This window comes from Brevibacterium linens, assembly GCF_003999335.1.
Classification (GTDB): domain Bacteria; phylum Actinomycetota; class Actinomycetes; order Actinomycetales; family Brevibacteriaceae; genus Brevibacterium; species Brevibacterium linens.
On sequence record NZ_CP026734.1, the window covers coordinates 3,446,207 to 3,469,439 of the forward strand.

Genomic DNA, 23,233 nt, shown 5'->3' on the forward strand with positions numbered 1-23,233 from the left:
ATAGACTCGAATCATGCCTGAGACCACACCCCGCACCGCCCCTCACCTGCTCTTGGCCGCTCTCGGCGGCACCATTGCATCGACCGCCGATGCATCAGGCGGGGTTGCCCCAGCACTCAGCGGAGCCGAGATCGCTGCGGCCGCGGGCCTCGACCAGGTCTGGCCGGATCTGCAGGCCGATTTCACTCAGGTCGCTCAGGTCTCGAGCGCGAATGTCACCCTCGAGATGCTCTTCGACGTCGTCGATCTCGCCCGCACGTCCACGGCCGATGGCATCGTGCTGACCCAGGGCACCGACACCCTTGAGGAGTCGGCGTTCGGTCTGTGGCTGCTCAATGACTCGGGAACGCACATCGCTGCCACCGGGGCCATGCGCAATCCGACTCTGCCCGGAGCCGACGGGCCGGCCAACGTCCGGGCGGCCGCGCTCACTGCCCTGTCCGACCAGGTCGGCAACCTGCCTGCATCCCTGGTGTTCAACGACGAGGTCCACGATCCGAGGTTCGTGTCGAAGTCGCACACGACGTCGACCGCGGCGTTCTCCTCCGGGCCCGTCCTCGGGGCGATCGGGTGGCTGAGCGAGGATGACCTCCACCTTCCGCACACACCCCAGACTCCGACGTCTCCGTTCGCCGGCCTGTCCCGTCCGTCCCAGCTGAGCAAGGTCGCCCTCGCCGAGGTGGGGATGGGCGAACCGGCAGAGACCCTTGATCTCATCGCCGGTTCCGGCTTCGCCGGCGCCGTGATCTCCGGTGTCGGAGGTGGGCATGTCCCCGAGGACCTGCTGCCTGCGGTGACGCGTCTGACGGAGGCGATGCCCGTGGTGCTCGCCTCCCGCGCCGGGTCGGGTGCGAGCCTGCGCCGAACCTACGGCTACCCCGGCGGAGAGATCGGCCTGCTCGAGACCGGACTCGTTCCCGCCGGAATCCTCGATGCCCGCAAGGCCCGCATCGTGCTCACCCTCGCATTGAGCTTCGGACTCGATCCCGCCGAGGTGTTCGCCCGCTTCGCGTGAGTTCGCCGAGGCACATGCCCGTCTGACCAGCAATACCGACTTCACCAACAAAAAGAGGCGGCGTCGGCCAGAACTGGCCGACGCCGCCTCCTCTGTGCGACAACTGTGATGAATCGACAGCCTCAGCTCTCGGCGCCCACAGCGACGACCATCTTGCCGAAGTTCCCGCCGGTGAGCAGATCATTGAAATATTCGGGAGCCTTGTCGAGACCGGGACGGATGTCCTCGCGGTAGCGAACCTTGCTTTCCTTGAGCCAGCCGCTCATGTCCTCAAGGAACTGCGGGGTCAGACGCTCGGCGAACTCGGTCTGGATGAATCCGCGCACGAGCAGCGACTTCGACAGGATGTTGCCCATGAGCGCTCCCGAACGGTCCGGCCCCTCGGGCAGCGAGGTGAGGTTGTAGTTGGCGACGAGACCGCACACGGGCACGCGAGCGAACGTATTGAGCCGCGGCAGCACAGCATCGAAGACCTCACCGCCGACGTTCTCAAAGTAGACGTCGATGCCCTGCGGCACCGCGTCCTTCAGCTCCTGCCGCAGGTTCCCGCTCCGGTGGTCCAGTGCCACATCGAAGCCGAGTTCCTCTAGGTGAGCGACCTTGTCCGGGCCGCCGGCAATGCCGACGGCGGTCGCCCCCTTGATCTTCGCGATCTGACCGACGACCGAGCCGACGGGTCCGGTGGCGGCGGCCACGGCCACGGTCTCGCCTTCCCTCGGCTGGCCGATCTCGAGCAGACCTGCATACGCAGTGAATCCGGGCATGCCGAGCACACCGAGGTGGGTGGAGATCGGTGCGAGCTCCGGGTCGATCTTGCGCAGATGCCCGGTCGACTCCACCGAATACTCCTGCCACCCGCCGTAGCCGAGCACGATCTCACCAGCGGCGAAGCCCTCGGCATTGGATTCGACGACCTCGGACACGGTGGCACCGACCATGACATCACCGACCTCGACGGGCTTCGCGTAGGACTTCGCGTCCGACATCCGGCCGCGCATGTACGGGTCGAGCGAGAGGTAGAGCGTGCGCAGCAGCACCTGGGCCTCGCCCGGGGTCGGCACAGGCACCTCGTCGAGCAGGTAGTTCTCCGCAGTGGGAGCGCCCACGGGGCGCGAGTTCAGGCGAATCCGATGGTTGGTCGTCATGGAGACGGTTCCTTTCAGCAGCAGATCATTCTTCACTTGTGTGCTTCATTGCGGCGACAGGTGCATCCGCGACGATCACCGATGCTGTCGGTCATAACAACCATTCTGCGGTCGCTGATGTTCCTGATCGAACGATTTTTCTGACACCGAGGCGGCCCCCAATCGGGCCTTCCCCACCAGGTCGCGGGCCACGGTCTCCCATTCGGGGTCGAAGGCCCAATCGAAATCGCCGAGGTGGTCGAGCAGATGGCTGCCATTGTCCCGGATGACTTCCGACCACTCCTTCGGCCACGCCCCGAAGTTCGCCGCCGCGGCGAGCTCGTCGACGTCCTTGAACACGGCACCGGTCGGATCGAGCCGACCGTCCGCGGCGTGCAGGGGCATCGAGGCGGTCGGAAAGGTGATGTCGAGGATGTGATCGCTGGTGAACAGCGCATCACCGCTGCGTACGTGCGTGGCCTCGAGATTGATGTACCACTCGGCCCGCACACCGCCGGGCTCAGTACGATCGACACCGTCCACAGCATCTTTGAGCAGTACCCATACGGAGAACGGAACCTTCGGCGGGACGATCTTGAGCACCCCGCGTCCCCGCCACGTGCCCTCGACATTGATCCTGGTGGGCGCCTCGGCGAGCGATCGGAACCGCGCCTTCAACGGCACATCATGGGCGTTCGTGTTCTCCCACCCGACGATGCGGGTCTCCTGCGTCGGCGTACCCCCTGCCAACCACAGAACAGAACCGGACGGCCCGTCGGCGATGACACGCATCGGTCGGGCCACCTCGGCGAGGTCGCGGTCGAAGTCGAACCGTCGGAACGTCCAGGTCACGGTCTGCCCCGGAGTCCAGAACGGCGCCTGCCCCACGGGTCTGACCTGGAGCGGGGTGGGGATCGTGAACGGATCGCGCAGGCTCATGCGGGCAGTCTATGTGTCGGGCATGGACGGCCGCTGAAGACCTGGGAGGCGAGGTCATATAGTGGGGCGATGAACGACTCCGATGACGCAGCGACTCAGACCCCCTCGGCCGCCCAGACCGCACCCACTCCCCCGACCGTGAACCCTGCCCCGGAAACGACGATCGGTCGCACCTTCGTGGTCCCGGACACGATGACCACTCCCCCGCGCACCGATGTCGAGGTCCCCGACTATATCCGCGCTCTCGGCCTGCCCGGCCTCGCTGACATCCACGTCCATTTTCTCCCGCAGAACGTGCTCGACAAGGTGTGGGAGTACTTCGACAATGCCGCGGACAACTACGGCCGCGACTGGCCGATCAATTACCGGTACGACACGGACACCCGCCTGAATATCGTCCGCGAGCTCGGCCTGCGCGCGATCCCGGCCCTGACTTACCCGCACAAACCCGGAATGGCCGCGTGGCTGAACGAATGGAACGCCGGGTTCGCCGCCGCCCACGACGACGTCATCCACTGCGGCACCCTCTATGCCGAACCCGAATCAGCCGACTACGTTCCGGCCGCGCTTGCCGCCGGGGCGAAGCTGTTCAAAGTCCACGTCCAGGTCGGTGTGTTCTCTCCCGACGACGAGGTCCTCGACCCCGCGTGGAAGGCTCTCGAAGAGGCCCGAGTGCCGATCGTCATCCACGCCGGCTCTGCTCCCCTGCCGGGCACGTACACCGGCCCGCAGGCGGTGGGCAACGTCCTCGAGCGCTTCCCGCAGCTGACGTTCGTCATCGCTCATATGGGCATGCCCGAGTACGACGAGTTCGCCGATCTCGCCGAACGTTTCGACAATGTCCATCTCGACACGACGATGTTCGCGTCCGGGTATTTCTCCGACCCCGCCGAGGTGACCCCCGCCTACCGCGAACGCTTGGCCAGGCTTGAGGACAAGGTCATCCTCGGCTCTGATTTCCCGAACATTCCCTACCCCTACGTCGACCAGATCGCAGGCCTTGCCGCCCTGGGCCTCGGCGATGACTGGATGCGCTCGGTGCTGTGGACCAACGGCGCGAAGGTGCTCGGGCTCGACTGAGTCTCAGCCGTCGCGGGGCACTCGGTCGGCGCCGACGACCCCGGTGAGCATCTCCTCGGTGATGGGTGCGCCGCGTCGGATGACGCTGATCTGACCGGTCGATTCGAGGATCGCGCACGCCACCTCATCACGGTTGCGGATGCCGGCCGATCGCAGTTTGGCGATGAGTTCGTCATGGTCGACATGGCTCTTCGACAGATTGTCCGCGAGGATCTCGCGACCAGCCATGAGCACCACCGCCGGAGAGTTGACGACGCTGCGTACGAATCCGAAGCGCCTGCCGAATCCGCTGAGCGCCTGCAGGATCAGCAGGGTCGCCAATCCCAGAATTCCCGCGGCCAGGGTCGGAGTGTCGCCTAGGATGGACCGCCCGATGATCGCTCCCATCGCGATGATCGCGGCGACATCGAAGCTCGACAGACTCGCCAGCGTGCGCTGGCCGAAGATGCGCAGCAGCAGAATGATCCCGACGTAGAAGACGACGCACGAGACGACGACCCTGACCGCGTCGACCCCGTCGAGCCCGAATTCCATCCAATCCATGAGAACCTCCGGACAGGATGATACCGCCACCGAGGCGGCCCGCCCCGGATCTCAGACCGAGCGCAGCCATTCGTCGACGGCAGCCCCGGACGCCACGCGGGCGGACCCGCAGTCGAGTCCGCCCGTGCGCCGGTCGTTTTTCAGTTCTGGTTGACCGTGACCCTGCCGGTGTCGGCTGTGGCCGAGATCGGTACGAGGGTCTTGCCCTCGGCTTCCTTAGGATCGTCCGCCACATCGTACTTCTTCAGATCGGAGGCGAGGTCGACGGTGCCGTCGTTGGACTTCGCGTTGATCCGGTAGAAGAAGTCCTCATCCAGCTCTTCCGAGGTGAGATTGAGATTCGGCACTCGCAGCTCGATCGAGCCTTCTTCGGTCTTCGCGATGATTCCGCCGGTGGGCATCGCCTGATTGGTGAAGTCGAGGTCGACGGTTCCCGTCGAACTGACCACGTCTATGCGGTCGCTGACGGTGAGGTTCTCACCTTCGATGGCACCGACCCCGGTCTTGGCCGACACGGTCCCGAATTCTCCGTCCAGGTAGGTCGCGCCCCAATCGCTCGTGGTCCGCACCTTCTGTGCCGAACCGGTCACACTCGCGGTGCCACCGCCGGTGTCGGCGTTGATCTCGGCGAAGTCACCGGTGACATCGAACCGGCCGTAGTTGCCGTCGAAGTCCAGGGCGAGGTCTTTCGCCTCTGTGGTCGGGATGGTGACGGTCAGCCGGGTGTTCTCGAGTTTCCCACCGTTCTTCACGGCCACCTCGGCGGTATCGGCGCGGCTGTCGACCTCGAGGTTCGCGGAGCTGTCCCGGGGACCGGTGCCGGTGAGCTTTGCGGTCGCCTCGGCGACGTCGGCGGTCTTGATCTCGACGGCACCGCCGGAATCGAGGCCGATCTTGAGTTCCTTCATCGCCTTCGGCAGCGGTTCGTTCGCTTCGATCCGCCCGTAGTCGAGGCGGGAGGCGCCTTGGGCGGTGCTGACGATGACGGGGATGAGGAGGACGACGGCGGCGAGGATGATCAGGACCGCGCGCAGACCGACGCGGGCGGATTCGCTGATGCGGACTGTGGCAGGCATTCTAAGCTCCGAGGAATGTGAGGACGGCGAGGACGCGGCGGTTCTCCGAGGTGTCGGCGGTGAGGCCGAACTTCGTGAACACCGAGGAGATGTGCTTCTCAACGGCACCGGCGCTGAGGTAGAGGGTGCGGGCGATCGCGGCATTGGACTTGCCTTCGGCCATGAGCTGGAGGACTTCGAGTTCGCGGGGGCTCAGGGTCGACAGTCCGTCCTTCTTGCGTGTGCGCACGAGGATCTGGGACACGACCTCCGGGTCGAGGACGGTGCCGCCTCCAGCCACCTCGTCGACGGCGGTGAGGAAGTCTTCGACGTCGGCGACACGGTCTTTGAGCAGGTAGCCGAAGCCGCCGGTGTTCTCGGCGATGAGTTCGGACGCGTACTGCTCCTCCACGTACTGGCTGAACACGAGGACCTTGACGTCCGGGTTCTGCTTGCGGATGAGGACGGCGGCGCGAATGCCCTCATCGGTGAACGTCGGCGGCATGCGCACGTCGATGACGGCGAGGTCAGGCGGGTCGTTGTGGACGACTGCGAGGAGTTCGTTGGCGTCGGGCACGGCGGCGATGACCTCGTGTCCGGCATCGGCGAGCAGCCTTTCGAGTCCGGCTCGCAGAACGGCAGAGTCTTCAGCGATTACGATGCGCATGGCACCTCCACAACTACAGTCGTCGGCCCACCTGCGGGGCTGGTCAGGTTCAGTGTGCCACGTGCGGCTTCGACCCGGTCGATGAGACCGGCGATCCCGGTGTGACGGCCGGTGCGGTCGACACGGGCACCGCCGTGGCCGTTGTCGGTGACGACGATCTGCACGCCGGTCTCGATCGGGGCGATGAACACGCTGGCGCGAGTGGCGCCGGAGTGTTTGGCGATGTTCGTCAGGCATTCGGCGACGACGAAGTAGGACACGGCTTCGGCTTCGCGCCCGATCCGGCCGTCGAGACGGACATCGACGTCGACGGGGATCGTCGATCGTCCGGCCAGTGCGGACACGGCGGCGTCGAGTCCGCGGTCGGTGAGGACGGCGGGGTGGATTCCGCGGGCCAGCTGGCGGAGTTCGTTGACGATGCCCTTGGCTTCGGTGTGGGCTTCGGCCACGAGTTCCTTCGCCTTCTCCGGATCGGAGTCGATCTTCGTCTTCGCCATCCCCAAGGTCATGGTCAGGGCGACGAGGCGGGGCTGGGCTCCGTCGTGGAGGTCGCGTTCGATGCGCAGACGTTCGGCGGCGGCCGCTTCAAAGCCGGCCATGCGGGCCCGGTCGAGTTCGGTGACTTGGGCCTGCAGCGCGACGGTCCGGGCCGGTGCGAGCAGGGCACGGTCGAGTGCGCGGTCGAGCAGCGGGGCGAACCACAGGATGGCCAGGGAGCTGGCGAGGACGATGACGGAGCCGATGGCCACACCGATGCGGGCCGACCCGTCGATGGACTCTCCGATGAAGAAGGTGTTGACTCCGTGCGGGTTGATGGCCGCGAAGATGCCGAAGATCGATCCGCAGATGCCTGCGAGGGTGCCGGCGACGACGATCGCCCCGAGGAGCATCTTGATGTAATGGTGGGCGGTCGAGCGCCAGAAGGCACCGGATTTCACCTGCAGCCAGCGGTTGTGGAGGAACCGACCGAAGCCGGGGTCGCGATTGCTGCTTTCGATCTTCGGGACGGGGATCTTATCGGAGTAGATGAGTTCGGCCCGGTAGCGTTCGGCGTTGTTCGCGCCCTGCTGGACGAGGACCCAGACGAGGAGGGCGAGGACGCCGAGGCCGAGGGCGAAGATTCCGCCGATTCCGGTGAACAGGAGTCCAAGCGGGATCCACGCCCAAATCACGGCGAGGACGGCGGAGAGCACGAGGTTCGCGACGCCGATGATTCCGGTGGGGCGTTTGGGCCAGGTGATCGGGCCGTCGGCGGGGATCTCGGTGACTTCGTCCCGACTGAGCGGCAGTGAGCCGGTGACCGGGGCGTAGGCGACGGGTTCGGTGCGCTGCCTCCCTCGCCGAGGTGGTCGTGGGGGTGGCATCGGAGGCGGCCCCTGGCGGGGTGGTCGATGTTGGCGCGGTTGCTGGGGCTGCCCCGGTTGGTGGGGTTGCTGCCCGGCGGGGCCATAGGAGGCCGGGGCCGAGGGGTAGGTGCGAGGACCGGAGTGGCTGGGTGCTGAGGCGCGGTTCGGAGATGCGAGGTGGGCCGCCGGAGCCTGTCCGGGCGGCGGAGTCTGCCCGGTTTGCGGAGTCTGTGGGGCCTGCGGCCCCTGCTCATAGACGCGGGTCGGCGCTTGTGCGCACTGCCTGGTCGGCTGCTGGGGATCCTGCGACTGTCCATAAGCCTGCGACTGCTGCGGGTACTGGCGAGTCGAACCGGAAGCGGACGGCACGTCGAGATCGAGCGGCTTGGTCCGGAACTCTCCGGCCTGGCTGGCCGTCGGCTCAGCTATCTCTGTGGTCGGCGGGGCGTTGACGATCGCCTCGGCGCTGATGGATTCTTCGCGTTCACCGGCGCTGGGGGCCGCCTCGGTGTCGGGGATCTGAGGCTCCACCGGATCGGTGCCGTGCGGCTCCTGATCGTGCGGGTTCTCGGGGGTCTTCTCACTCATAGCAATAACGCTACGGGAGTGACGTCGCGGCCAACAGCACGAAGACCTCCGACCCCGCATCGGGTTTTCCCCCGCGGCAGTGACCGGCCCCACCCTTCGCCATCGTCAGCGACAGAACACCCCGGTGACGGCTGATTGCGCCGTTACCGACGCATCACACCGCTGCAACGGTAGGACGAGTCTCTGACGATGGCTCGCGGTCCGAGTCGCCCGCGGCACCGTTGGCCGAAGCCGCACCTCCACCGACAGCTCCCGCCGTCGCGTCGAGGGCCTGCGCGAGGTCGGCGAGGATGTCGTCGATGTCCTCGATGCCGACCGAGAGGCGGATGAACGCCCCGTCGATGCTCAGCTCGCAGTCGGCCACGGCCAGGTGCGTCATCGTCGCGGGATGATCGATGAGGGACTCGACTCCGCCGAGCGACTCGGCCAGGGTGATCAGCTTCGTGCTCTTCACGAGCGCCAGCGCACGCTCCTCGGTGTCGGTGCGCAGGGAGACCACTCCCCCGAACCCGTTCATCTGCGCCTTCGCGACCTCATGACCCGGGTGGGAAGGCAGTCCGGGGTAGAGCACCTCGGCGATCTCATCGCGTGTCTCCAGCCATTCGGCCACGGCCTGCGCGTTCTCGCAGTGGGCCTTCATCCGCACCGGCAGGGTCTTGATCCCGCGCCGGGTCAGCCACGCGTCGAAGGGGGCGATCCCCAGGCTCACGGAGGCCAGGTGGCTCTCGAGACGCCCGACCACCTCGGCGGCGCGGGCGCAGGTGGTGCCGTCACCGGCGAGCACGGCACCGCCGATGACATCGGAATGGCCATTGATGAACTTCGTCGTCGAGTGGATGACGAGATCGGCGCCCAGGTCGAGCGGGCGCTGCAGGATCGGGGTCGCGAACGTCGAGTCGACGGCCAGCAGCGCGTTCGCCTCGTGCGCGAGCCGAGCGGTCTCGGCGATGTCGACGATGTCGAGGCCGGGGTTGCTCGGGGTCTCGACCCAGATGATCGCGGTGTTGTCGTTGATGGCGGCGGCGAGCGCCGCAGTGTCGGTGAGATCGACGGTGCGGATGACCACGCCCCACCGTTCGTATTCGTTCTTCAGCAGACGGTGCGTGCCGCCGTAGACGTCGCGGGGAATGATGATCTCATCACCGGGCCCCAGCAGCGCGGAGAACACGGCCACTTCGGCGGACGTGCCTGAGTTGACCGCGGCTGCGAACGTCGCATTCTCGAGTTCGCACAGTGCCTCTTCGAGGTCGCTGCGGTTCGGGGTGCCGGTGCGCGCGTAGTCGAAGCCTGCGCGAGTGTCGCCCGGGGTGTCCATCATGAAGGTCGAGGTCTGGAAGATCGGAGCCACAACCGAACCGGTGTGCGCTTCGGGCATAGCCCCCGAGTGCACCGATCGGGTCGAGATTCCGGCGGGTGTTGTGGGCTCGGTGGCAAATGAACTCACGGCGGATCCTTCCTTCACTGATGGTGACCGCTGCTTCTGCGGTCACCATCAGTCTGCTCTGCCGTGGACCCCACGCGCGCGCTCCATGACGCGCGCGGTCATTCCACGTCATAATGTCCGTCATCTTTCGACGCAGAACGTCACCATCACCCGCCGAGTCGGCTCGCCGTCCCATGTGACCGTGGCCCTACCGACGCCCGTTCTTCGCCGAGGCGGCTCACTGTCCCGGGTGCCCGGCCCCCGCGGCGACCGGTCTCGGCCGTTCACCCGGCGAGGAGCTCCCGACGGTCGGACGCCGCCGACACAGCGTCGAGAATCGCCGAGGCGATGCGCTCGTTGTCAGCGAATACCGACGCACCCGTGTGCGGACGACAGCAGGTTCTCCAGCGGTCGGTCGGGGTGAGACAGGTCGAACAGATCCGCCGAGTCGGTGAGGACCTCCCGCGCCGAGGTAGCGGTCGTCGCGAATCCGGCACGGTCTCTCACTGCATCGGCCTGACTGGACTGGCCCTCGTCCTCGTTCCATGGCTCCCAGTCGTTCTGGCGAGAACGTCGACGGCGATGCCGGCACCGGCGAGGACTGCCAGGGACAGTCTCTCCCCCGCCGACCGATACTTCCGAGGGATACCGTCCACCGGTCACCTCAAACTCGCCGCGGCCGATCGTGTGAGAATGGCGGTGAGCACGCCCGACCACGCGGCCGACTCGCTCGGCGACAGACGCCGAGCCCGGGCCCGCCGGTAAAAGGAGAGAACCGTGACGATCGCCTTCGCGAAGACCTCACTGCCCATCATCGGTGCCCCCATGGCCGGTGGGACGACGACACCCGAACTCACCGAAGCGGTCGCCCGGGCCGGCGGATTCCCATTCGTCGCTGGCGGCTATCTCACCGCCGAGGCTCTCGCTCCTCTCGTCGAGAGGATGCGTGAAGCGACCTCGAACTTCGGCGTCAATCTCTTCGCTCCGAATCCCGTTCCCGTCGATCGAGAGGCTTTCGACGACTTCGTCAGTGCGCTCGAACCGGCCGCTGCCGCCCGCGGGATCACGCTCGAACCCGAACCGGTTGAGGATGACGACCATTTCGACGACAAGCTCGACTGGCTCACCGAGCACCCCGTCCCCCTGGTCTCGCTGACGTTCAATCTGCCCACCGCCGAGGCGGTCGACCGCCTCCACGCCGTCGGCACTCAGGTCGTCGCCACCGTCACCTCGGTCCCCGAGGCCCGTGCGGCCTCCGAAGTCGGGGTCGACGGGCTCATCGTCCAGGGGCCGCGTGCCGGCGGACATTCGGGTACGGCCGATCCGACGCGGACCATCGAGGACCGCGCGACCGTCGATCTCGTCCGTGACATCCTCGCCGAGGTGGACCTGCCCGTGGCAGCCGGAGGCGGAGTCGACGGTGAGGCAATGGTGGGTGACCTCCTCGGTGCTGGGGCGAGCGCCGTCGTCGTCGGCACCCTGCTGCTGCGCTCCGACGACGCGGGCACAACACCGACGCATCGGGCCGCACTCGCCGCCGACGAGTTCACGGAGACGCGGCTGACCAGGGCGTTCACGGGACGGCCGGCGCGGGCACTGGTCAATGACTTCGTGCGGACGTTCGACTCGATCGCCATCGACGCGTACCCGGCGGTGCACCATCTGACGAAAGAGTTCCGCGCCGCGGCGAAGAAGGCCGATGACCCGCACGGCCTGCACCTGTGGGCCGGGACCGGCTACCGCAGCGCCCAGGAAGGATCGGCGGAGACCATCGTCAAGAACCTCGGCGCCGGATTCGCCCGCGAGTAGTCAACGAGCCGGCGTACCCCGCACACGCCCCTCTCCGAACCGCGCCGCTCAGCTCCCGGTGACGACCAACCCGGAGTCGTCGGCGGCGACGACGATCTGGGTACGGTCGCGCAGTCCCAGCTTCGACAAGATCCTCGAGACGTGAGTGTTCACGGGGACGGACGCGGGTGGGCACGGCCACCTCGGCGGAGGTTTCGGCATCAGGGGATGCGCGAACGCGTCGAAGCCTTGGACGGGAGCCTGCAGGTGGGGCCGACTCAACACCGCCTCAGGTACGTGTCGAGCATCCGGTGCCATACTGGAAATCCCCTCCTGCTTTCCCTTCTGGAAGGACTGTCGCCCCATGTCACAGCCGCCTCCCGCCGCTTCTGCACCTCCGCCCTCGTCGGCGACCGCCTCGGCGTCGGATCCGAAGGCACCGAGACGATCGGTGCGTATCCTGCGGCGCACGATCGCCATCGTCATCGTCGTGGCCTTCAGCCTGGCAGCGGCCGGCGGGATCATCGTCCTCCTCGGCGACATCGAGTCCGAAACGACGTATAAAGTCATCGGCACCACGGCTCTGACCGGCGCCGTCAGTGTCGCAGCGTTCTGCGGCGCCACGCTCATCGGTCGCCGGACCCAGTGGTTCGGAATCGTCACGATCGGCATGGCTGCAGTCACGATGGCGCTGAGTCTGTGGTTCCTCTGGGGTGATCCATTGGGTGGACCGGATAACTACGATGTCTGGGACTTCCTGTTCAAAACCCTGTCCTCGTTCGCACTCCTCACCGCTGTCGCCTCGATATCCGCGCTCATTCTGCTGTTGGTGCCCCGGTCCTGGATGGTGCGGATCGGGCTGCCGATCACGCTCGGCCTGCTTGGCCTCGGCACGAGCCTGGTTCTCGTCACGATCTGGGTGGAGTCGGCGTGGGAACTCGAGTGGCTGACCCGCCTCAACGGGATCGTGTGGATCCTCGCCGCACTCGGGGTCGTCGTCGTGCCGCTGACCTCGCTGCTGCTCAGGGCCGGGTCGAAGCCTGCGCGCGCCGACCGCGCCGGCGAGACGTCAGCCCGATCGACTCAACCGTCGTCGTCCGAGCCGTCGTCCCAACCGGCGCCGGCCCTGTCGCCTTCGACGCTCGATCGCATCAACGCCGCTGCGCGGGCCGAGGGCATCACTGCAGATGAGCTCATCGATCGGCTTCTGACCGCGGAGCCTCGAACCCCTTCGGCAGACGAGAGTCGATGAAACCTGCGACGAAGGCGCCGAGGACGAGCAGGATGAGGAGCGCGATCATGCCGGCGAAGTTCGACAGCACGGGGTTCTTGAAATCGAACAGTCCCGGCCAGATGGCGTAGACGACCACACAGCACACGCCCACGAATCCGAACACGTTGAGCGTCGCCTGGCCCGTGGACCGTGCGCGCTTCCCGCTGTGCTTTGAGGCTTTCTCTTCGGGGGTGCCGAACTCGGCGTCGGGTGTCGTCCCTGCCGCCTCCGCTCTGTCTTTGACCTCGTGGAGGACGGTGAGGACCTGGTCTTCTTCACACCCGCGCTTGCGCAGGTTCTGGGCGAGCTCGCTGTAGTAGCTCATGACAGGTTCGCTTTCGTTTCGGTGTCGGCGTTCACGTCGCTGTCCACCGCGGTTTCCTCGTTCTCTGGGCTGTCCCCGCTGGGACGCCTCGGTTCACGGTCGGTCGGGCCGCCTCGGCGAAAGGACGATCCGCTTCGGCGGCGATGATCGAGGACGACGACGGTGCCGAAGATGATCGGAGCCGCGATCGACATGACGACCTCCATCGTCGGTGCGCTCGTCGCATTGAGGTCGGCACCGGCGAGCAAACCCAGACCGAACGCGAAGACGTTGTTGACGATGTGGAAGGCGATTGCCGCCTCGAGACCGCCGGTGATGATGGTCAGGGTGCCGACGATGACGGCGAAGATGCCGACGTCGATGAGTCCCGGCAGGTCATAGACGTGGCCGACGACGAAGACCGGCACGGGGATGAGCACGGCCCACGCGGGGTGGCGCAGCCATGAGCCGATGATGTTCATGGCCAGGCCGCGGAAGACGATCTCCTCGGCCGTCGCCTGGAAGGGCACGAGGAGGATGATTGCGACGAGCATGGCGAGCACGTGGCTGTTCCACTCGACTCCCGAAGTCAGATCGCCCATCGCCCCGTCGGAGAAGGTGACCATGACGAGCGCACAGACCACCCATACGGCCGCGCCGACCAGCAGATAAAGGCCGAGCCGCCCCCATCGCATGCCGCCGCGGAGCGAGAACATCGAGGAGAACAAGCGCCGGTAGATGCATAGGGTCGCGAGCTCGGCGGTCGGCCACATGAGGATCACGCTGATGAGTCCGAAGAGGATGCCGGTGGTCGTGTTCATGTCGATGAGCTGGTCCGACCACGCGTTGAAGTCGCTGTCGGCGCCGAGGGCGAACAGTGCCCAGAGGAAGAAGCCGACGAAGAGGACGACTATTGCGATGAGGTAGAACACCGCGGCCAGGACGGCCACGAGGAGCGGTTTGTACCACCGGTTGCCTGGCAATGCGGCGAACTGACGATGGTAGTGCAGTGTGTGGGGTTGAGTTCTCATGTCTCCACCCTTTCGAAACCGGCGGCCGCCCACCATCGGTCAAGGGCATGATTCATGTCATCCGATCGGATGAATGCGCCTATCAGAAGTCCTTCGGCCGGGTCCCGGCAGCCCCGGCGACGGACACATCTCATCCTTTCGGACGACAGATTCCCGGCCCTCACCCCGGTAGGCTCGAAGGGTGACACCTCGCCCCGCCCGCCGCTCTCTCGCGCATGCCCTGATCTGGACAGGCATCTCCGCGGTCATCGGCGTGCTCCTCCTCATCATCGTCGTCGGAATCGAGTGGCCGGACCTCGACAGTGCAGCAGCCCAGGATGACGCTCTCTTCTTCGAGTTCCTCATCCACCTCGTCTTCGGTTTCATCGCCCTCCTCTGTCTGCCATTCGTCCTCTTCTGCGACGGACGCCGAGTTCCGCGCAAGCAGCTGCGGCCGAAGGTCCTGGCCGCAGAGAAGCTGCGCGAATTCCTCACCGTCACCGGTCACGGCGGTGAGGACTTCCTTGCCGTCGACGGTTCGGTAGAGTCGCTTCAGCGCCGCACAGGTGGCTGGATTCCCATCGTTCTCGGAATCATCGGGATCTTCTGCGGGACGATCAGTGCCATGGGTGCGGCCGCCGCATCGATCATCATCGTGTCCTTGTCGGCCCGACGCAGCTGGTCGCTCGACTTCGTCGCCCTCATCGCCGCTCTGGCCGCGTTCTCTTCGACGTTCCTCCTCACTCCGCAGGCGGCGGGAGCCTTCGAGCTTCCCATCTTCGTCTTCGGCGGCGTCATCTACGCCGTGTTCGTCATCATCGGTGTCATCCGCGGATCTCGTGAGCAGGGCTTCATCGATTCCGCCGCGCAGAACCTGCTGCGCGGACGCTCCCGGCAGGACCGTGCCATCGCCGAGGTGCGCCGCGGTATCGCCCGCGACATGCACGATTCGCTGTCCCACCACCTCTCCGTCATCGCGATGTACTCCGGTGCCCTGTCCGTGCGGGCGGACCTCGACCCCGACGAGGTCCGTGAAAGCGCCCGCCTCATCGCCGATGCGGCCCGCCGCTCCGGCGTCGAACTCCGGGAGGTGCTCACCATGCTCCGCAGCGACGATCAGGGCACGGTCATCGACCCCGACATCGACCGCCTCGTCGCGGCCAGGGGCGACACCGCCGAGCTGCGTTACCTCGAGCCGGTGACCGCCGCAGTCCTCCACCGGTGCGGGGCGCTTGAGCGCACGACGATCTACCGCTTCGTCCAGGAGGCGATCACGAATGCCGTCAAGCATGCCCCGGGCCAGAAGGTGACGATCAAGGTCGGCTTCGACGAGGCGGACGGCCACCTCGAGCTCGTCGCCAGCAATCCGCACACGGGCCTGGCCCCGGCGTTCCGCGCCGGAGCGCAGCAGCTCGTCTCCGGATCCGGGTTGGGACTGCTCGGCCTGCGGGAGAGAATGGAGGCCATGGGCGGCGATCTCACCGTGACGACCACTCCGGAGTTCACCCTCCGTGCCCGCATCCCCGTCGATGCCGACATCGTCTCCGACGGCGACGCTCTGGGTATGACCGAATCGACCGATTCCCCCGACGAGCAGGAGACGCAGCCATGAGCATTCGGGTTCTCATCGCCGACGACGAATCGCTCATGCGCTCGGGCCTCAGGCTCCTCCTCGGCGCGGCGACCGATATCGACGTCATCGCCGAGGCAGTCGACGGTGTCGAAGCCATCGACCTCGCCCGCCGACTGAGTCCCGACCTCGTGCTCATGGACATCCGGATGCCCCGGCTCGACGGACTCGAAGCCGCACAGACCCTGTTGAGCGAGCCCGAACACCCGCAAGTGCTCATGCTCACGGCCTTCGGCACCGACGATTTCATCCACCGCGCCCTGCAGTCCGGGGCGGCCGGTTACATCCTCAAGGACACCCCACCGGAAGAGCTCATCAACGCCGTTCGCGCGGCTGCCGACGGCACCCGCACCCTGTCGGCGACCGCCCTGGCCACGTTGATGTCGTCCCGTCCGGCCGCCTCGGCGCCGAGTGTGGATCCGCTGGCAAATCTGTCGACCAGGGAACGGGAGATCGCCGAGGCGGTCGCGCAGGGTATGACGAACGCGCAGGTGGCGCGGTCGCTGTTCGTCTCGACGGCGACGGTGAAGACCCACTTGGCGCGCATCTTCGACAAGCTCGAGGTGACCTCGCGGGTGCAGCTGGCGCTGCTCGTCAACGCCCGCCGCTGACAATTCCACTCAACAGCAGAGCCGCCCCTCCGCGACTGCGGAGACGGGCGGCTCTGTCGGTTGGGCGATCCTCGGCGAGGAATTCCTCGGGGAAGGAGGGCATCCTCGGTGATGGTGTCAGCCGATCATTTCGGGGCCATGCGGATGGCGCCATCGAGGCGGATCGTCTCCCCGTTGAGCATCGGGTTGGCGACGATCGATTCGACGAGCTGGGCGTACTCGGCGGGCTTGCCCAGGCGGGCCGGGTGCGGCACGGACTTGCCGAGGGATTCCTGCGCCTCGGCGGGCAGACCGGCCATCATCGGGGTCTCGAAGATGCCGGGGGCGATGGTGACGACGCGGATGAGGCTGGCGGCGAGCTCGCGGGCCATCGGCAGGGTCACCGCGGCCACGGCGCCCTTGGACGCCGAGTAGGCGATCTGGCCGATCTGGCCGTCGAAGGCCGCCACCGATGCGGTGTTGATGATGACTCCGCGCTCTTCGCCGTCCGCTTCCTGGTTCTGCATGGCTGCGGCGGCGAGGCGGCAGACGTTGACGGTGCCGACGATGTTGATGTTCAGCACCTTCTGGAATGCTTCGAGCGGCAGCGGGCCCTTGCGGGAGACGAGCTTTCCGGGGGTGGCGACACCGGCACAATTGACGACCACACGGAGGGCGCCGAGCCCGGTGGCGGTGTCGACGGCGGCCTGAACCTGTTCTTCGTTCGTCACATCGGCGGTGACGAAGTGGGCGGAGTCGCCGAGTTCGGCGGCGGCCTGCTGTCCCACCTCGGCGTTGAGGTCGACCATGACGACCTGGGCTCCGGCGGCCAGGAGGCGTTCGGTGGTGGCGCGGCCGAGACCGGAGGCTCCGCCGGTGACGAGGGCGACGGTGTTCGTGAGATCCATGAGTGTCCTTTGCATCGCAGAGTGAACGATTGATCACTGCGACTCTAACGCAGATGTGGGGACGGTCACTGTGCGCGGTCGGGTGGGGCCGCCTCGGCGAGGGATTGCTTTGACGACGGCGACGGTCGACGCGGGGACGACAAAGCCCGCCGGTCGGGCGACCGGCGGGCCTGACTCAGCTCAGCTGCGCGGGCGGGCTCAGGCGGCCTGCTCCTCGGCGCCGGCTTCGCGCACGGACTTCAGTGCCTCACCCCAGGCGACGATGTCGTCGACCATGGAGGCGAACGGGGCGGCCGAGACCTCGGTCGGGGCGAACGTGCCGTCGGCGACGTCGGTGAAGATCGAGAACGACGCCTGGTCGCGGACGACGGCGAGCTTGTAGTTCGCGAGGATGTGGCGCAGGTGCTCAGCGGCGCGCACTCCCTTGTCGGCGCCGTAGTTAACGATGCCGGCGACCTTGTGGTTGAACTCGGTGGCGACGAAGTCGAGGGCGTTCTTCAGCGAGCCGGAGATCGAGTGGTTGTACTCGGGGGTGACGAAGATGAAGGCATCGAACTCTTCGAGCTTCGCGCCCCAGGCCTTCGTGTGGTCGTTGGCGTACATCTTCGCACCCGCGGGCACGACCTCGTCGAGGAGGGGCAGGTCGAAGCTGCCGAAGTCGACGACCTCGGCACGGACATCGTCATTGGAAACCAGCTGCTGCTCGACCCAGTTCACGATCTGCGGGTTGAGCGCCTGCGGGCGGGAAGTTCCGGGAATGATGGCAATGTTGAGCATATGCGTCCTCAATTCGTTGAGCGGTGCCCGCCGGCCGGACGGCCATGGCGGTCGAGTTCACGGGCAGAGCCTGCGACCTCGGCGCACCGAGTCGGCTGCAACTCCACCGTGGCCAACATTGTTGAACACTCAATCATTCCCGGACAGAGAGTGACGCTGGTCACCGGTTGAGGCTGGGTCAGGTCACTGACCAGGCACTGCTCGATCACTGTTCCGGTGACGGAGCCATACGAAGTCCGCGACCCGTCGCAACGGACGCCGAACACGGTGATACCGTAATTCCCCGCGAAATCAGGCCCGCAGAGACCACCGGTCGTGTATGGTCGTTGGGCAAGTGAAAGACTGTTCGTTAAAAAGTCGGCTTCGACCAAAAACTAGGCAAGGAGTCCGGTCATCGTGCGCTCAACCAACGGCCGCAACAATATTCTCCGCTCGGCCCGGGACACCTTCGCGGACAAAGGATTCGACGGCGCGTCCATCCGCGACATCGCGCAGACAGCAGGCCTGAGCCTCTCTGCGCTCTACTACTACTTCCCGTCCAAACAGGAAGCGCTCTACGAACTCGTCCACACAGCGTATACCTGGTACGTCGAACACTGCCGGGCGGTCATCAGTGACGTCGATGACGATCCTGTCGACCAGCTGGCCGTGGCGGTGCGCTACCTCGCCCGCTACCGGATGGAGAACGTCTCGGTCTCCACCGTGCTGCTGCGCGACACCGAACGGCTCACCGGCGACAACGCCGTCCGCGTCAAGGGACTCCAGCGGGAGGCTCGCGAGATCATGGGCGATATCGTCCAGCCAGGCATGGACTCGGGTCAGTTCCACGTCAGCAGTGCGGCTCTGGCCACTCGCGCCATCCACTCGATCTGCAACTCGCTCTCGCTGTGGTACCGGCCGACGGGTGACCTGACGCCTGACATGATCGAGCGCGACTTCACTCAGTACTCGATGCGCATCCTCGGAATCGACCCCGACGAGGCCGAACTCGACCGCCTGCTGGCCCTGCCGGTCAACCAGGCCGGAATGCTCGACTTCATCGCCGACACCAACTGACCCCTTACTACCTGACGGCGGCGCAGCAACCTCGCGCGAGGTTGCTGCGCCGCCGTCAGGTAGTAATTAGGGAGTGGTGCGGAGGGTTCTTGCCAGTTCGCGGCGTTCCGCCTGCTCGGCCGGGTCCGGGACCGGCAGGGAGGCGATGAGGCGCTTCGTGTAGTCGTTGTCCGGTGACCCGAGCACCTGCTCGCCCGTGCCCTCTTCGACCAGCTCGCCGTGGAAGAGCACCCCGATGCGGTCGGAGAGCATGTCGACAACGGCGAGGTCGTGGCTGATGAACAGCGCCGCGAAGTCGAAGCGGTTCTGCAGCTCGACGAAGAGCTCGAGCACCTTCGCCTGCACGGACACGTCGAGCGCGGAGGTCGGTTCATCGGCGATGAGCAGCTCCGGATCGAGCGCCAGACCGCGCGCCAGCGACGCCCTCTGCCGCTGGCCGCCGGAGAGCTCATGCGGATATCGTGCCGCATACGCCTTCGGCAGCTGCACGGAGTCGAGGAGTTCGAGCACTCGCTGCGACCGGTCGGACGGACTCATCTCCCGCCGGTGGATCGCGAACGGTTCGGCGATGCACTCCCCGATCGACAGATGGGGGTTGAATGAGGCCGCCGGGTCCTGGAACACGAATCCGATCCGTCGCCGGATCTTCGAGAACTCACGCTCCTTGAACCCGACCATCTCGTGCCCGAGCACTTCGAGACTGCCGCCGCTGGCCCTGGTCAGGCCCGCGATCGCGCGTCCGATCGTGGTCTTGCCCGATCCCGATTCACCGACGAGTCCGTAGACCTCGCCGGCCTTGATGTCGAAGCTGACCTTCTTCACGGCGTGGAAATCCGACTTGCCGAACCCTCCTGGGTAGACGATGTCGAGCCCGCGCGCGGTCACGATCGATTCGCGCGCGTCCCTTTTCTTCGCCGAGGCGGTCCCCGCCGAGGTCTCCCTCGCTGAGTCGGTACGTGGCGAGTCTGTGCCGGCCGCCTCGGGGTCCGTCGTCGACGGATCCCCCGTGGCCGCACCGGTCTGTGCTCCCGCCTCGGCGGCGGCCGCCTTGCGACTGCCGGCCACGGTCGACCCGATCCGCGGCACAGCGGCGAGCAGTTCGCGAGTGTACTGCTCCTGCGGATCGTTGAAGAGCTGTTCGACCGACGAGACCTCGACGAGGTCTCCGCGCAGCATCACGGCCACCCGATCGGCGAGGTCGGCGACGACGCCCATGTTATGGGTGATGAGCACGATGGCAGTGCCCGTCTCGTCGCGCAGTTCGCGCAGCAGGTCGAGGATCTCCGCCTGCACGGTGACGTCGAGGGCGGTGGTCGGTTCGTCGGCGACGATGAGCTTCGCCCCCAGGGCCAACGCCATCGCGATGACGATGCGCTGCTTCTGCCCGCCGGAGAACTGGTGCGGGTAGTAGTCGAAACGGCTTTCGGCATCGGGAATTCCGACCCGCTGCATCGCCCTGACGACGCGCGCCTTGAGGTCGGCCCTGCTCGCCTTCCGATCATGCGCGCGCAGACCTTCGGCGATCTGCCACCCGACCGTGTAGACGGGATTGAGCGCGGTCGACGGCTCCTGGAAGACCATCGCCACATCCCGGCCGCGCATGGCTCGCAGCTCATCTGCGGAAACGCTGAGCACGTTCGCACCCGAGATGACGACAGCACCAGAGCGCTCCGCCGTCTCGGGCAGCAGGCCGAGGATGGACCGGGCGGTCACGGTCTTGCCCGACCCCGACTCGCCCACGATCGCCAGCACCTCACCGGGCGAGACGGACAGCGACACGTCCTTGACGGCGTGAACGTCGCCGCCGTCGGTGGAGAAGGTGACGTCGAGACCGTCGACGTCGAGGATGCTGCCCGTCGCCGAGGCGGTCTGCTCGTGTTTCTGCTTGCTCATGCCGTGACCTCCGCGGGCTTGACGTTCTTGACCTTGGCTTTGCGTCGTACGCGCAGACGCGGGTCGTTGAGGTCGTTCATCGACTCACCGACCAGGGTGATTCCCAGCACCGTGAGCACGATGGCCAGGCCTGGGAACACCGCCGTCCACCACACACCGGAGGTGACGTCCGGCAGCGCCTTGTTGAGGTCGTATCCCCATTCCGACGCCGAGGTGGGTTCGATTCCGAAGCCCAGGAACCCGAGCCCGGCGAGAGTGAGAATCGCCTCGGAGGCGTTGAGTGTGAAGATCAACGGCAGGGTGCGGGTGGCGTTGCGGAAGATGTGCTTGGAGATGATGCGCGCCTTCGAGGCACCGAGCACGATCGCCGATTCGACGAAGGGTTCGGCCTTCAGCCGCAGGGTCTCGGCCCGCACCACGCGGAAGTACTGCGGAATGAAGACGACCGTGATCGAGAACGCGGCCGCCGCGATTCCGCCCCAGGCACTCGATTGTCCGCCGGAGATGGCGATCGACATGACCAGTGCCAGCAGCAGGGTCGGGAATGCGTAGACGGCATCGGCGATGACGACGAGGATGCGGTCGAGCCAGCCGCCGATGTAGCCGGAGATGAGTCCGAGGATGACACCGGCGAACAGGGACATGACCACGGCCACGACGATGACGGCGACTGCGGTCTGCGCGCCCCAGACGACACGGGAGAAGACGTCGTAGCCGCCGACCGTGGTGCCCCAGATATGGGTGCCGCCGGGGGGCAGCTTCGACCCGAAGTTGCCTTCGGAGGTGCCCAGCTGGTTGAAGCCGTAGGGGGCGATGAGAGGAGCGAAGATCGCGCAGATGATGACGATTCCGCTGAGGATGAGTCCGGTGATGAGCATTCCGCGCTGCAGGCCGACGGACTGGCGCAGATGGGAGACGATCGGCAGGCGGGAGAACCAGGATTTCCTGGCTCTGTCGTCGAACGCGACTGCCGGTGCTCCGGAGCCGGGAGCCACCTCGGCGACGGTCTGGGTCGGATCATCCGGGCCTGGGTTCTGCGGGTTGTCTGGAGTGGACATCAGTACCTCACTCTCGGGTCGATGAATGCGGCGATGACGTCGACGAGGAAGTTCGTGACCGCGACGATGACGGCGAGGAACACGACGATTCCCTGGACGGCCACGAAGTCGCGGGCGGTGAGGTACTCGGCGAGTTTGAAGCCGAGCCCCTTCCATTCGAACGTCGTCTCGGTGAGCACGGCGCCGGCGAGCATGAGCGCGATCTGCATGCCCATGACCGTGATGATCGGGATCAGCGCCGGGCGGTAGGCGTGCTTCGTGACCAGGCGATATTCGGAGATTCCGCGGGAGCGGCCGGAGTCGATGTACTGCTGTTCGAGCGTGCCGATGAGGTTCGTGCGCACGAGCCTGAGGAACACCCCTGCGGTGAGCACGCCGAGGGCGATCGCCGGCAGCACGGCATGAGCGAGCACGTCGGCCACGACGGAGAAGTTGCCGATGCGCAGAGCGTCGATGAGATAGAAGTGCGTGGGCCCGACGACACCGGACATGATGTATTCGGTCTCCGTGGTGCCACGGCCGGCGACCGGCAGGATCGGCAGGAAGACGCCGAAGATGAGTTTGAGGATCATGCCGGCGAAGAACACCGGAGTCGCATAGCCCAGGATCGCGAGCACACGCAGCGCGGCGTCGGGGGCCTTGTCGCGGTGGTAGGCGGCGAGCATGCCCAGCGGGATGCCGAGGATGAACGCGACGATGAGCGCGTAGAAGACGAGTTCGACGGTCGCTGCCCCGTAGTTGAGCAGGATCGACGACACCGGCTGCCCGTCGGAGACCGCGGTGCCGAAGTCGCCTTTGAGCAGGTTGCCCAGGTATTCGAAGTACTGGACGAGGATGGGCCGGTCGTAGCCGGCGGCGTGGACGCGCTCGGCCAGCTGCGCCTTCGTCAGGCGTCCGCCCAGCGCTGCGGTGATCGGGTCACCGGTGATGCGCATGAGGAAGAACACCAAAGTGGTGAGAATGAAGATCGTGGGAATGATGAGGAGGAAGCGGATGAGGACGTAACGTCCCAGTCCGCCCCCAGCGGGCTTCTTGACCGCGACCGAAGTCTCGGCGGCCTCAGCCCCTGGTTCGCTGATGGCAGCAGACATGTGTTCCTTCTGGGATGTGTTTCGATGCGCTCGCGGCCGAGTGACGGACATCGGCCACCTCGGTGCGGGTCACCG

The 23,233-nt window shown here is 66.3% G+C and carries 22 protein-coding genes; 7 read left to right on the forward strand and 15 right to left on the reverse strand.

Annotated elements, in window-relative coordinates; translation table 11 throughout:
• Nucleotides 1–13: 13 nt before the first annotated feature.
• Nucleotides 14–1,015 carry an asparaginase gene (locus CXR29_RS15560; RefSeq protein ID WP_101555320.1) on the forward strand — a complete coding sequence of 334 codons (1,002 nt, stop codon included), beginning with the start codon at nucleotides 14–16 and terminating at the stop codon, nucleotides 1,013–1,015.
• Between the two features lie 122 nt (nucleotides 1,016–1,137).
• On the opposite strand, the gene CXR29_RS15565 is transcribed toward CXR29_RS15560, so the two are convergent.
• Both CXR29_RS15565 and CXR29_RS15570 read right to left on the reverse strand, forming a co-directional pair.
• A complete protein-coding gene (locus CXR29_RS15565) occupies nucleotides 1,138–2,160 on the reverse strand; it encodes an NADP-dependent oxidoreductase (RefSeq protein WP_127365030.1) in 1,023 nt (340 codons plus the stop codon).
• 75 nt (nucleotides 2,161–2,235) lie between these two features.
• On the reverse strand, nucleotides 2,236–3,078 hold the full coding sequence (locus tag CXR29_RS15570) for a ribonuclease FAU-1 family protein (RefSeq protein WP_101555321.1): 843 nt from the start codon (nucleotides 3,076–3,078) through the stop codon (nucleotides 2,236–2,238).
• A 69-nt stretch (nucleotides 3,079–3,147) separates the two neighbouring features.
• Between CXR29_RS15570 and CXR29_RS15575 the strand changes: the two genes are divergently transcribed.
• Nucleotides 3,148–4,158: an amidohydrolase family protein gene (locus CXR29_RS15575; protein WP_308297809.1), complete on the forward strand. Its 1,011-nt coding sequence runs from the start codon at nucleotides 3,148–3,150 to the stop codon at nucleotides 4,156–4,158.
• A gap of 3 nt (nucleotides 4,159–4,161) precedes the next feature.
• Here CXR29_RS15575 and CXR29_RS15580 read toward each other — a convergent pair whose 3' ends face one another.
• The 6 genes from CXR29_RS15580 to CXR29_RS17380 form a co-directional block, all read right to left on the reverse strand.
• Complete coding sequence (locus CXR29_RS15580) at nucleotides 4,162–4,701, reverse strand: DUF421 domain-containing protein (protein ID WP_101555322.1); 540 nt, start codon at nucleotides 4,699–4,701, stop codon at nucleotides 4,162–4,164.
• A 140-nt stretch (nucleotides 4,702–4,841) separates the two neighbouring features.
• Complete coding sequence (locus CXR29_RS15585; protein WP_101555323.1) at nucleotides 4,842–5,777, reverse strand: DUF4097 family beta strand repeat-containing protein; 936 nt, start codon at nucleotides 5,775–5,777, stop codon at nucleotides 4,842–4,844.
• Nucleotide 5,778: 1 nt separating this feature from the next.
• Nucleotides 5,779–6,423, reverse strand: coding sequence for a response regulator transcription factor (locus CXR29_RS15590; RefSeq protein WP_101555324.1), 645 nt, complete (start codon nucleotides 6,421–6,423; stop codon nucleotides 5,779–5,781).
• Nucleotides 6,411–8,357 (reverse strand): sensor histidine kinase, encoded by a 1,947-nt coding sequence (locus CXR29_RS15595; protein WP_127365031.1) that lies wholly within the window; start codon nucleotides 8,355–8,357, stop codon nucleotides 6,411–6,413. The genes CXR29_RS15590 and CXR29_RS15595 overlap by 13 nt, the downstream gene beginning before the upstream one ends.
• Nucleotides 8,358–8,511: 154 nt before the next feature.
• A complete protein-coding gene (locus CXR29_RS15600; RefSeq protein WP_101555326.1) occupies nucleotides 8,512–9,801 on the reverse strand; it encodes a trans-sulfuration enzyme family protein in 1,290 nt (429 codons plus the stop codon).
• Nucleotides 9,802–10,140: 339 nt separating this feature from the next.
• Nucleotides 10,141–10,287, reverse strand: a complete 147-nt coding sequence (locus CXR29_RS17380) for a hypothetical protein (RefSeq protein ID WP_164742846.1) — start codon at nucleotides 10,285–10,287, stop codon at nucleotides 10,141–10,143.
• Nucleotides 10,288–10,557: 270 nt separating this feature from the next.
• On the opposite strand from CXR29_RS17380, the gene CXR29_RS15605 reads away from it, so the two are divergent.
• Together CXR29_RS15605 and CXR29_RS15615 are read left to right on the forward strand one after the other, a co-directional pair.
• Entirely contained in the window at nucleotides 10,558–11,589 is a 1,032-nt protein-coding gene (locus tag CXR29_RS15605; protein ID WP_101596060.1) for an NAD(P)H-dependent flavin oxidoreductase, read from the forward strand.
• A gap of 343 nt (nucleotides 11,590–11,932) precedes the next feature.
• Nucleotides 11,933–12,820 (forward strand): hypothetical protein, encoded by an 888-nt coding sequence (locus CXR29_RS15615; RefSeq protein WP_101555328.1) that lies wholly within the window; start codon nucleotides 11,933–11,935, stop codon nucleotides 12,818–12,820.
• On the opposite strand, the gene CXR29_RS15620 is transcribed toward CXR29_RS15615, so the two are convergent.
• Together CXR29_RS15620 and CXR29_RS15625 are read right to left on the reverse strand one after the other, a co-directional pair.
• Nucleotides 12,762–13,166, reverse strand: coding sequence for a hypothetical protein (locus tag CXR29_RS15620; protein WP_101555329.1), 405 nt, complete (start codon nucleotides 13,164–13,166; stop codon nucleotides 12,762–12,764). The two genes, CXR29_RS15615 and CXR29_RS15620, sit on opposite strands and share 59 nt — an antisense overlap.
• Nucleotides 13,163–14,176: a CPBP family intramembrane glutamic endopeptidase gene (locus CXR29_RS15625; protein ID WP_164742847.1), complete on the reverse strand. Its 1,014-nt coding sequence runs from the start codon at nucleotides 14,174–14,176 to the stop codon at nucleotides 13,163–13,165. The genes CXR29_RS15620 and CXR29_RS15625 overlap by 4 nt, the downstream gene beginning before the upstream one ends.
• Nucleotides 14,177–14,357: 181 nt before the next feature.
• On the opposite strand from CXR29_RS15625, the gene CXR29_RS15630 reads away from it, so the two are divergent.
• Nucleotides 14,358–15,767, forward strand: a complete 1,410-nt coding sequence (locus CXR29_RS15630) for a sensor histidine kinase (RefSeq protein WP_127365033.1) — start codon at nucleotides 14,358–14,360, stop codon at nucleotides 15,765–15,767.
• The gene (locus tag CXR29_RS15635) at nucleotides 15,764–16,396 is read left to right on the forward strand and encodes a response regulator (RefSeq protein WP_101555332.1); all 633 of its coding nucleotides are present in this window, start codon (nucleotides 15,764–15,766) and stop codon (nucleotides 16,394–16,396) included. Before CXR29_RS15630 ends, CXR29_RS15635 begins: the two co-directional genes overlap by 4 nt.
• Before the next feature lie 125 nt (nucleotides 16,397–16,521).
• Here CXR29_RS15635 and CXR29_RS15640 read toward each other — a convergent pair whose 3' ends face one another.
• Together CXR29_RS15640 and CXR29_RS15645 are read right to left on the reverse strand one after the other, a co-directional pair.
• Nucleotides 16,522–17,283, reverse strand: a complete 762-nt coding sequence (locus CXR29_RS15640) for a 3-hydroxyacyl-CoA dehydrogenase (RefSeq protein ID WP_101555333.1) — start codon at nucleotides 17,281–17,283, stop codon at nucleotides 16,522–16,524.
• 198 nt (nucleotides 17,284–17,481) lie between these two features.
• A complete protein-coding gene (locus CXR29_RS15645) occupies nucleotides 17,482–18,060 on the reverse strand; it encodes an NADPH-dependent FMN reductase (RefSeq protein WP_025778907.1) in 579 nt (192 codons plus the stop codon).
• Between the two features lie 396 nt (nucleotides 18,061–18,456).
• Between CXR29_RS15645 and CXR29_RS15650 the strand changes: the two genes are divergently transcribed.
• Entirely contained in the window at nucleotides 18,457–19,116 is a 660-nt protein-coding gene (locus CXR29_RS15650) for a TetR/AcrR family transcriptional regulator (RefSeq protein WP_101555334.1), read from the forward strand.
• A gap of 66 nt (nucleotides 19,117–19,182) precedes the next feature.
• Here CXR29_RS15650 and CXR29_RS15655 read toward each other — a convergent pair whose 3' ends face one another.
• From CXR29_RS15655 to CXR29_RS15665, 3 genes are read right to left on the reverse strand one after another with little or no spacing between them, the layout of a single operon-like run.
• Nucleotides 19,183–21,009 (reverse strand): dipeptide ABC transporter ATP-binding protein, encoded by a 1,827-nt coding sequence (locus CXR29_RS15655; RefSeq protein WP_101555335.1) that lies wholly within the window; start codon nucleotides 21,007–21,009, stop codon nucleotides 19,183–19,185.
• A complete protein-coding gene (locus CXR29_RS15660; protein ID WP_241241496.1) occupies nucleotides 21,006–22,067 on the reverse strand; it encodes an ABC transporter permease in 1,062 nt (353 codons plus the stop codon). The genes CXR29_RS15655 and CXR29_RS15660 overlap by 4 nt, the downstream gene beginning before the upstream one ends.
• The gene (locus CXR29_RS15665; protein WP_025778913.1) at nucleotides 22,067–23,158 is read right to left on the reverse strand and encodes an ABC transporter permease; all 1,092 of its coding nucleotides are present in this window, start codon (nucleotides 23,156–23,158) and stop codon (nucleotides 22,067–22,069) included. Before CXR29_RS15665 ends, CXR29_RS15660 begins: the two co-directional genes overlap by 1 nt.
• Between the last annotated feature and the right edge of the window lie 75 nt (nucleotides 23,159–23,233).

Bases quoted from the DNA above. Each gene is read 5' to 3' on its own strand.
- CXR29_RS15560 (WP_101555320.1), top strand. From the start codon at position 14: ATGCCTGAGACCACACCCCGCACCGCCCCTCACCTGCTCTTGGCCGCT.
- CXR29_RS15565 (WP_127365030.1), bottom strand. From the start codon at position 2,160: ATGACGACCAACCATCGGATTCGCCTGAACTCGCGCCCCGTGGGCGCT.
- CXR29_RS15570 (WP_101555321.1), bottom strand. From the start codon at position 3,078: ATGAGCCTGCGCGATCCGTTCACGATCCCCACCCCGCTCCAGGTCAGA.
- CXR29_RS15575 (WP_308297809.1), top strand. From the start codon at position 3,148: ATGAACGACTCCGATGACGCAGCGACTCAGACCCCCTCGGCCGCCCAG.
- CXR29_RS15580 (WP_101555322.1), bottom strand. From the start codon at position 4,701: ATGGATTGGATGGAATTCGGGCTCGACGGGGTCGACGCGGTCAGGGTC.
- CXR29_RS15585 (WP_101555323.1), bottom strand. From the start codon at position 5,777: ATGCCTGCCACAGTCCGCATCAGCGAATCCGCCCGCGTCGGTCTGCGC.
- CXR29_RS15590 (WP_101555324.1), bottom strand. From the start codon at position 6,423: ATGCGCATCGTAATCGCTGAAGACTCTGCCGTTCTGCGAGCCGGACTC.
- CXR29_RS15595 (WP_127365031.1), bottom strand. From the start codon at position 8,357: ATGAGTGAGAAGACCCCCGAGAACCCGCACGATCAGGAGCCGCACGGC.
- CXR29_RS15615 (WP_101555328.1), top strand. From the start codon at position 11,933: ATGTCACAGCCGCCTCCCGCCGCTTCTGCACCTCCGCCCTCGTCGGCG.
- CXR29_RS15620 (WP_101555329.1), bottom strand. From the start codon at position 13,166: ATGAGCTACTACAGCGAGCTCGCCCAGAACCTGCGCAAGCGCGGGTGT.
- CXR29_RS15625 (WP_164742847.1), bottom strand. From the start codon at position 14,176: ATGAGAACTCAACCCCACACACTGCACTACCATCGTCAGTTCGCCGCA.
- CXR29_RS15635 (WP_101555332.1), top strand. From the start codon at position 15,764: ATGAGCATTCGGGTTCTCATCGCCGACGACGAATCGCTCATGCGCTCG.
- CXR29_RS15640 (WP_101555333.1), bottom strand. From the start codon at position 17,283: ATGGATCTCACGAACACCGTCGCCCTCGTCACCGGCGGAGCCTCCGGT.
- CXR29_RS15645 (WP_025778907.1), bottom strand. From the start codon at position 18,060: ATGCTCAACATTGCCATCATTCCCGGAACTTCCCGCCCGCAGGCGCTC.
- CXR29_RS15655 (WP_101555335.1), bottom strand. From the start codon at position 21,009: ATGAGCAAGCAGAAACACGAGCAGACCGCCTCGGCGACGGGCAGCATC.
- CXR29_RS15660 (WP_241241496.1), bottom strand. From the start codon at position 22,067: ATGTCCACTCCAGACAACCCGCAGAACCCAGGCCCGGATGATCCGACC.
- CXR29_RS15665 (WP_025778913.1), bottom strand. From the start codon at position 23,158: ATGTCTGCTGCCATCAGCGAACCAGGGGCTGAGGCCGCCGAGACTTCG.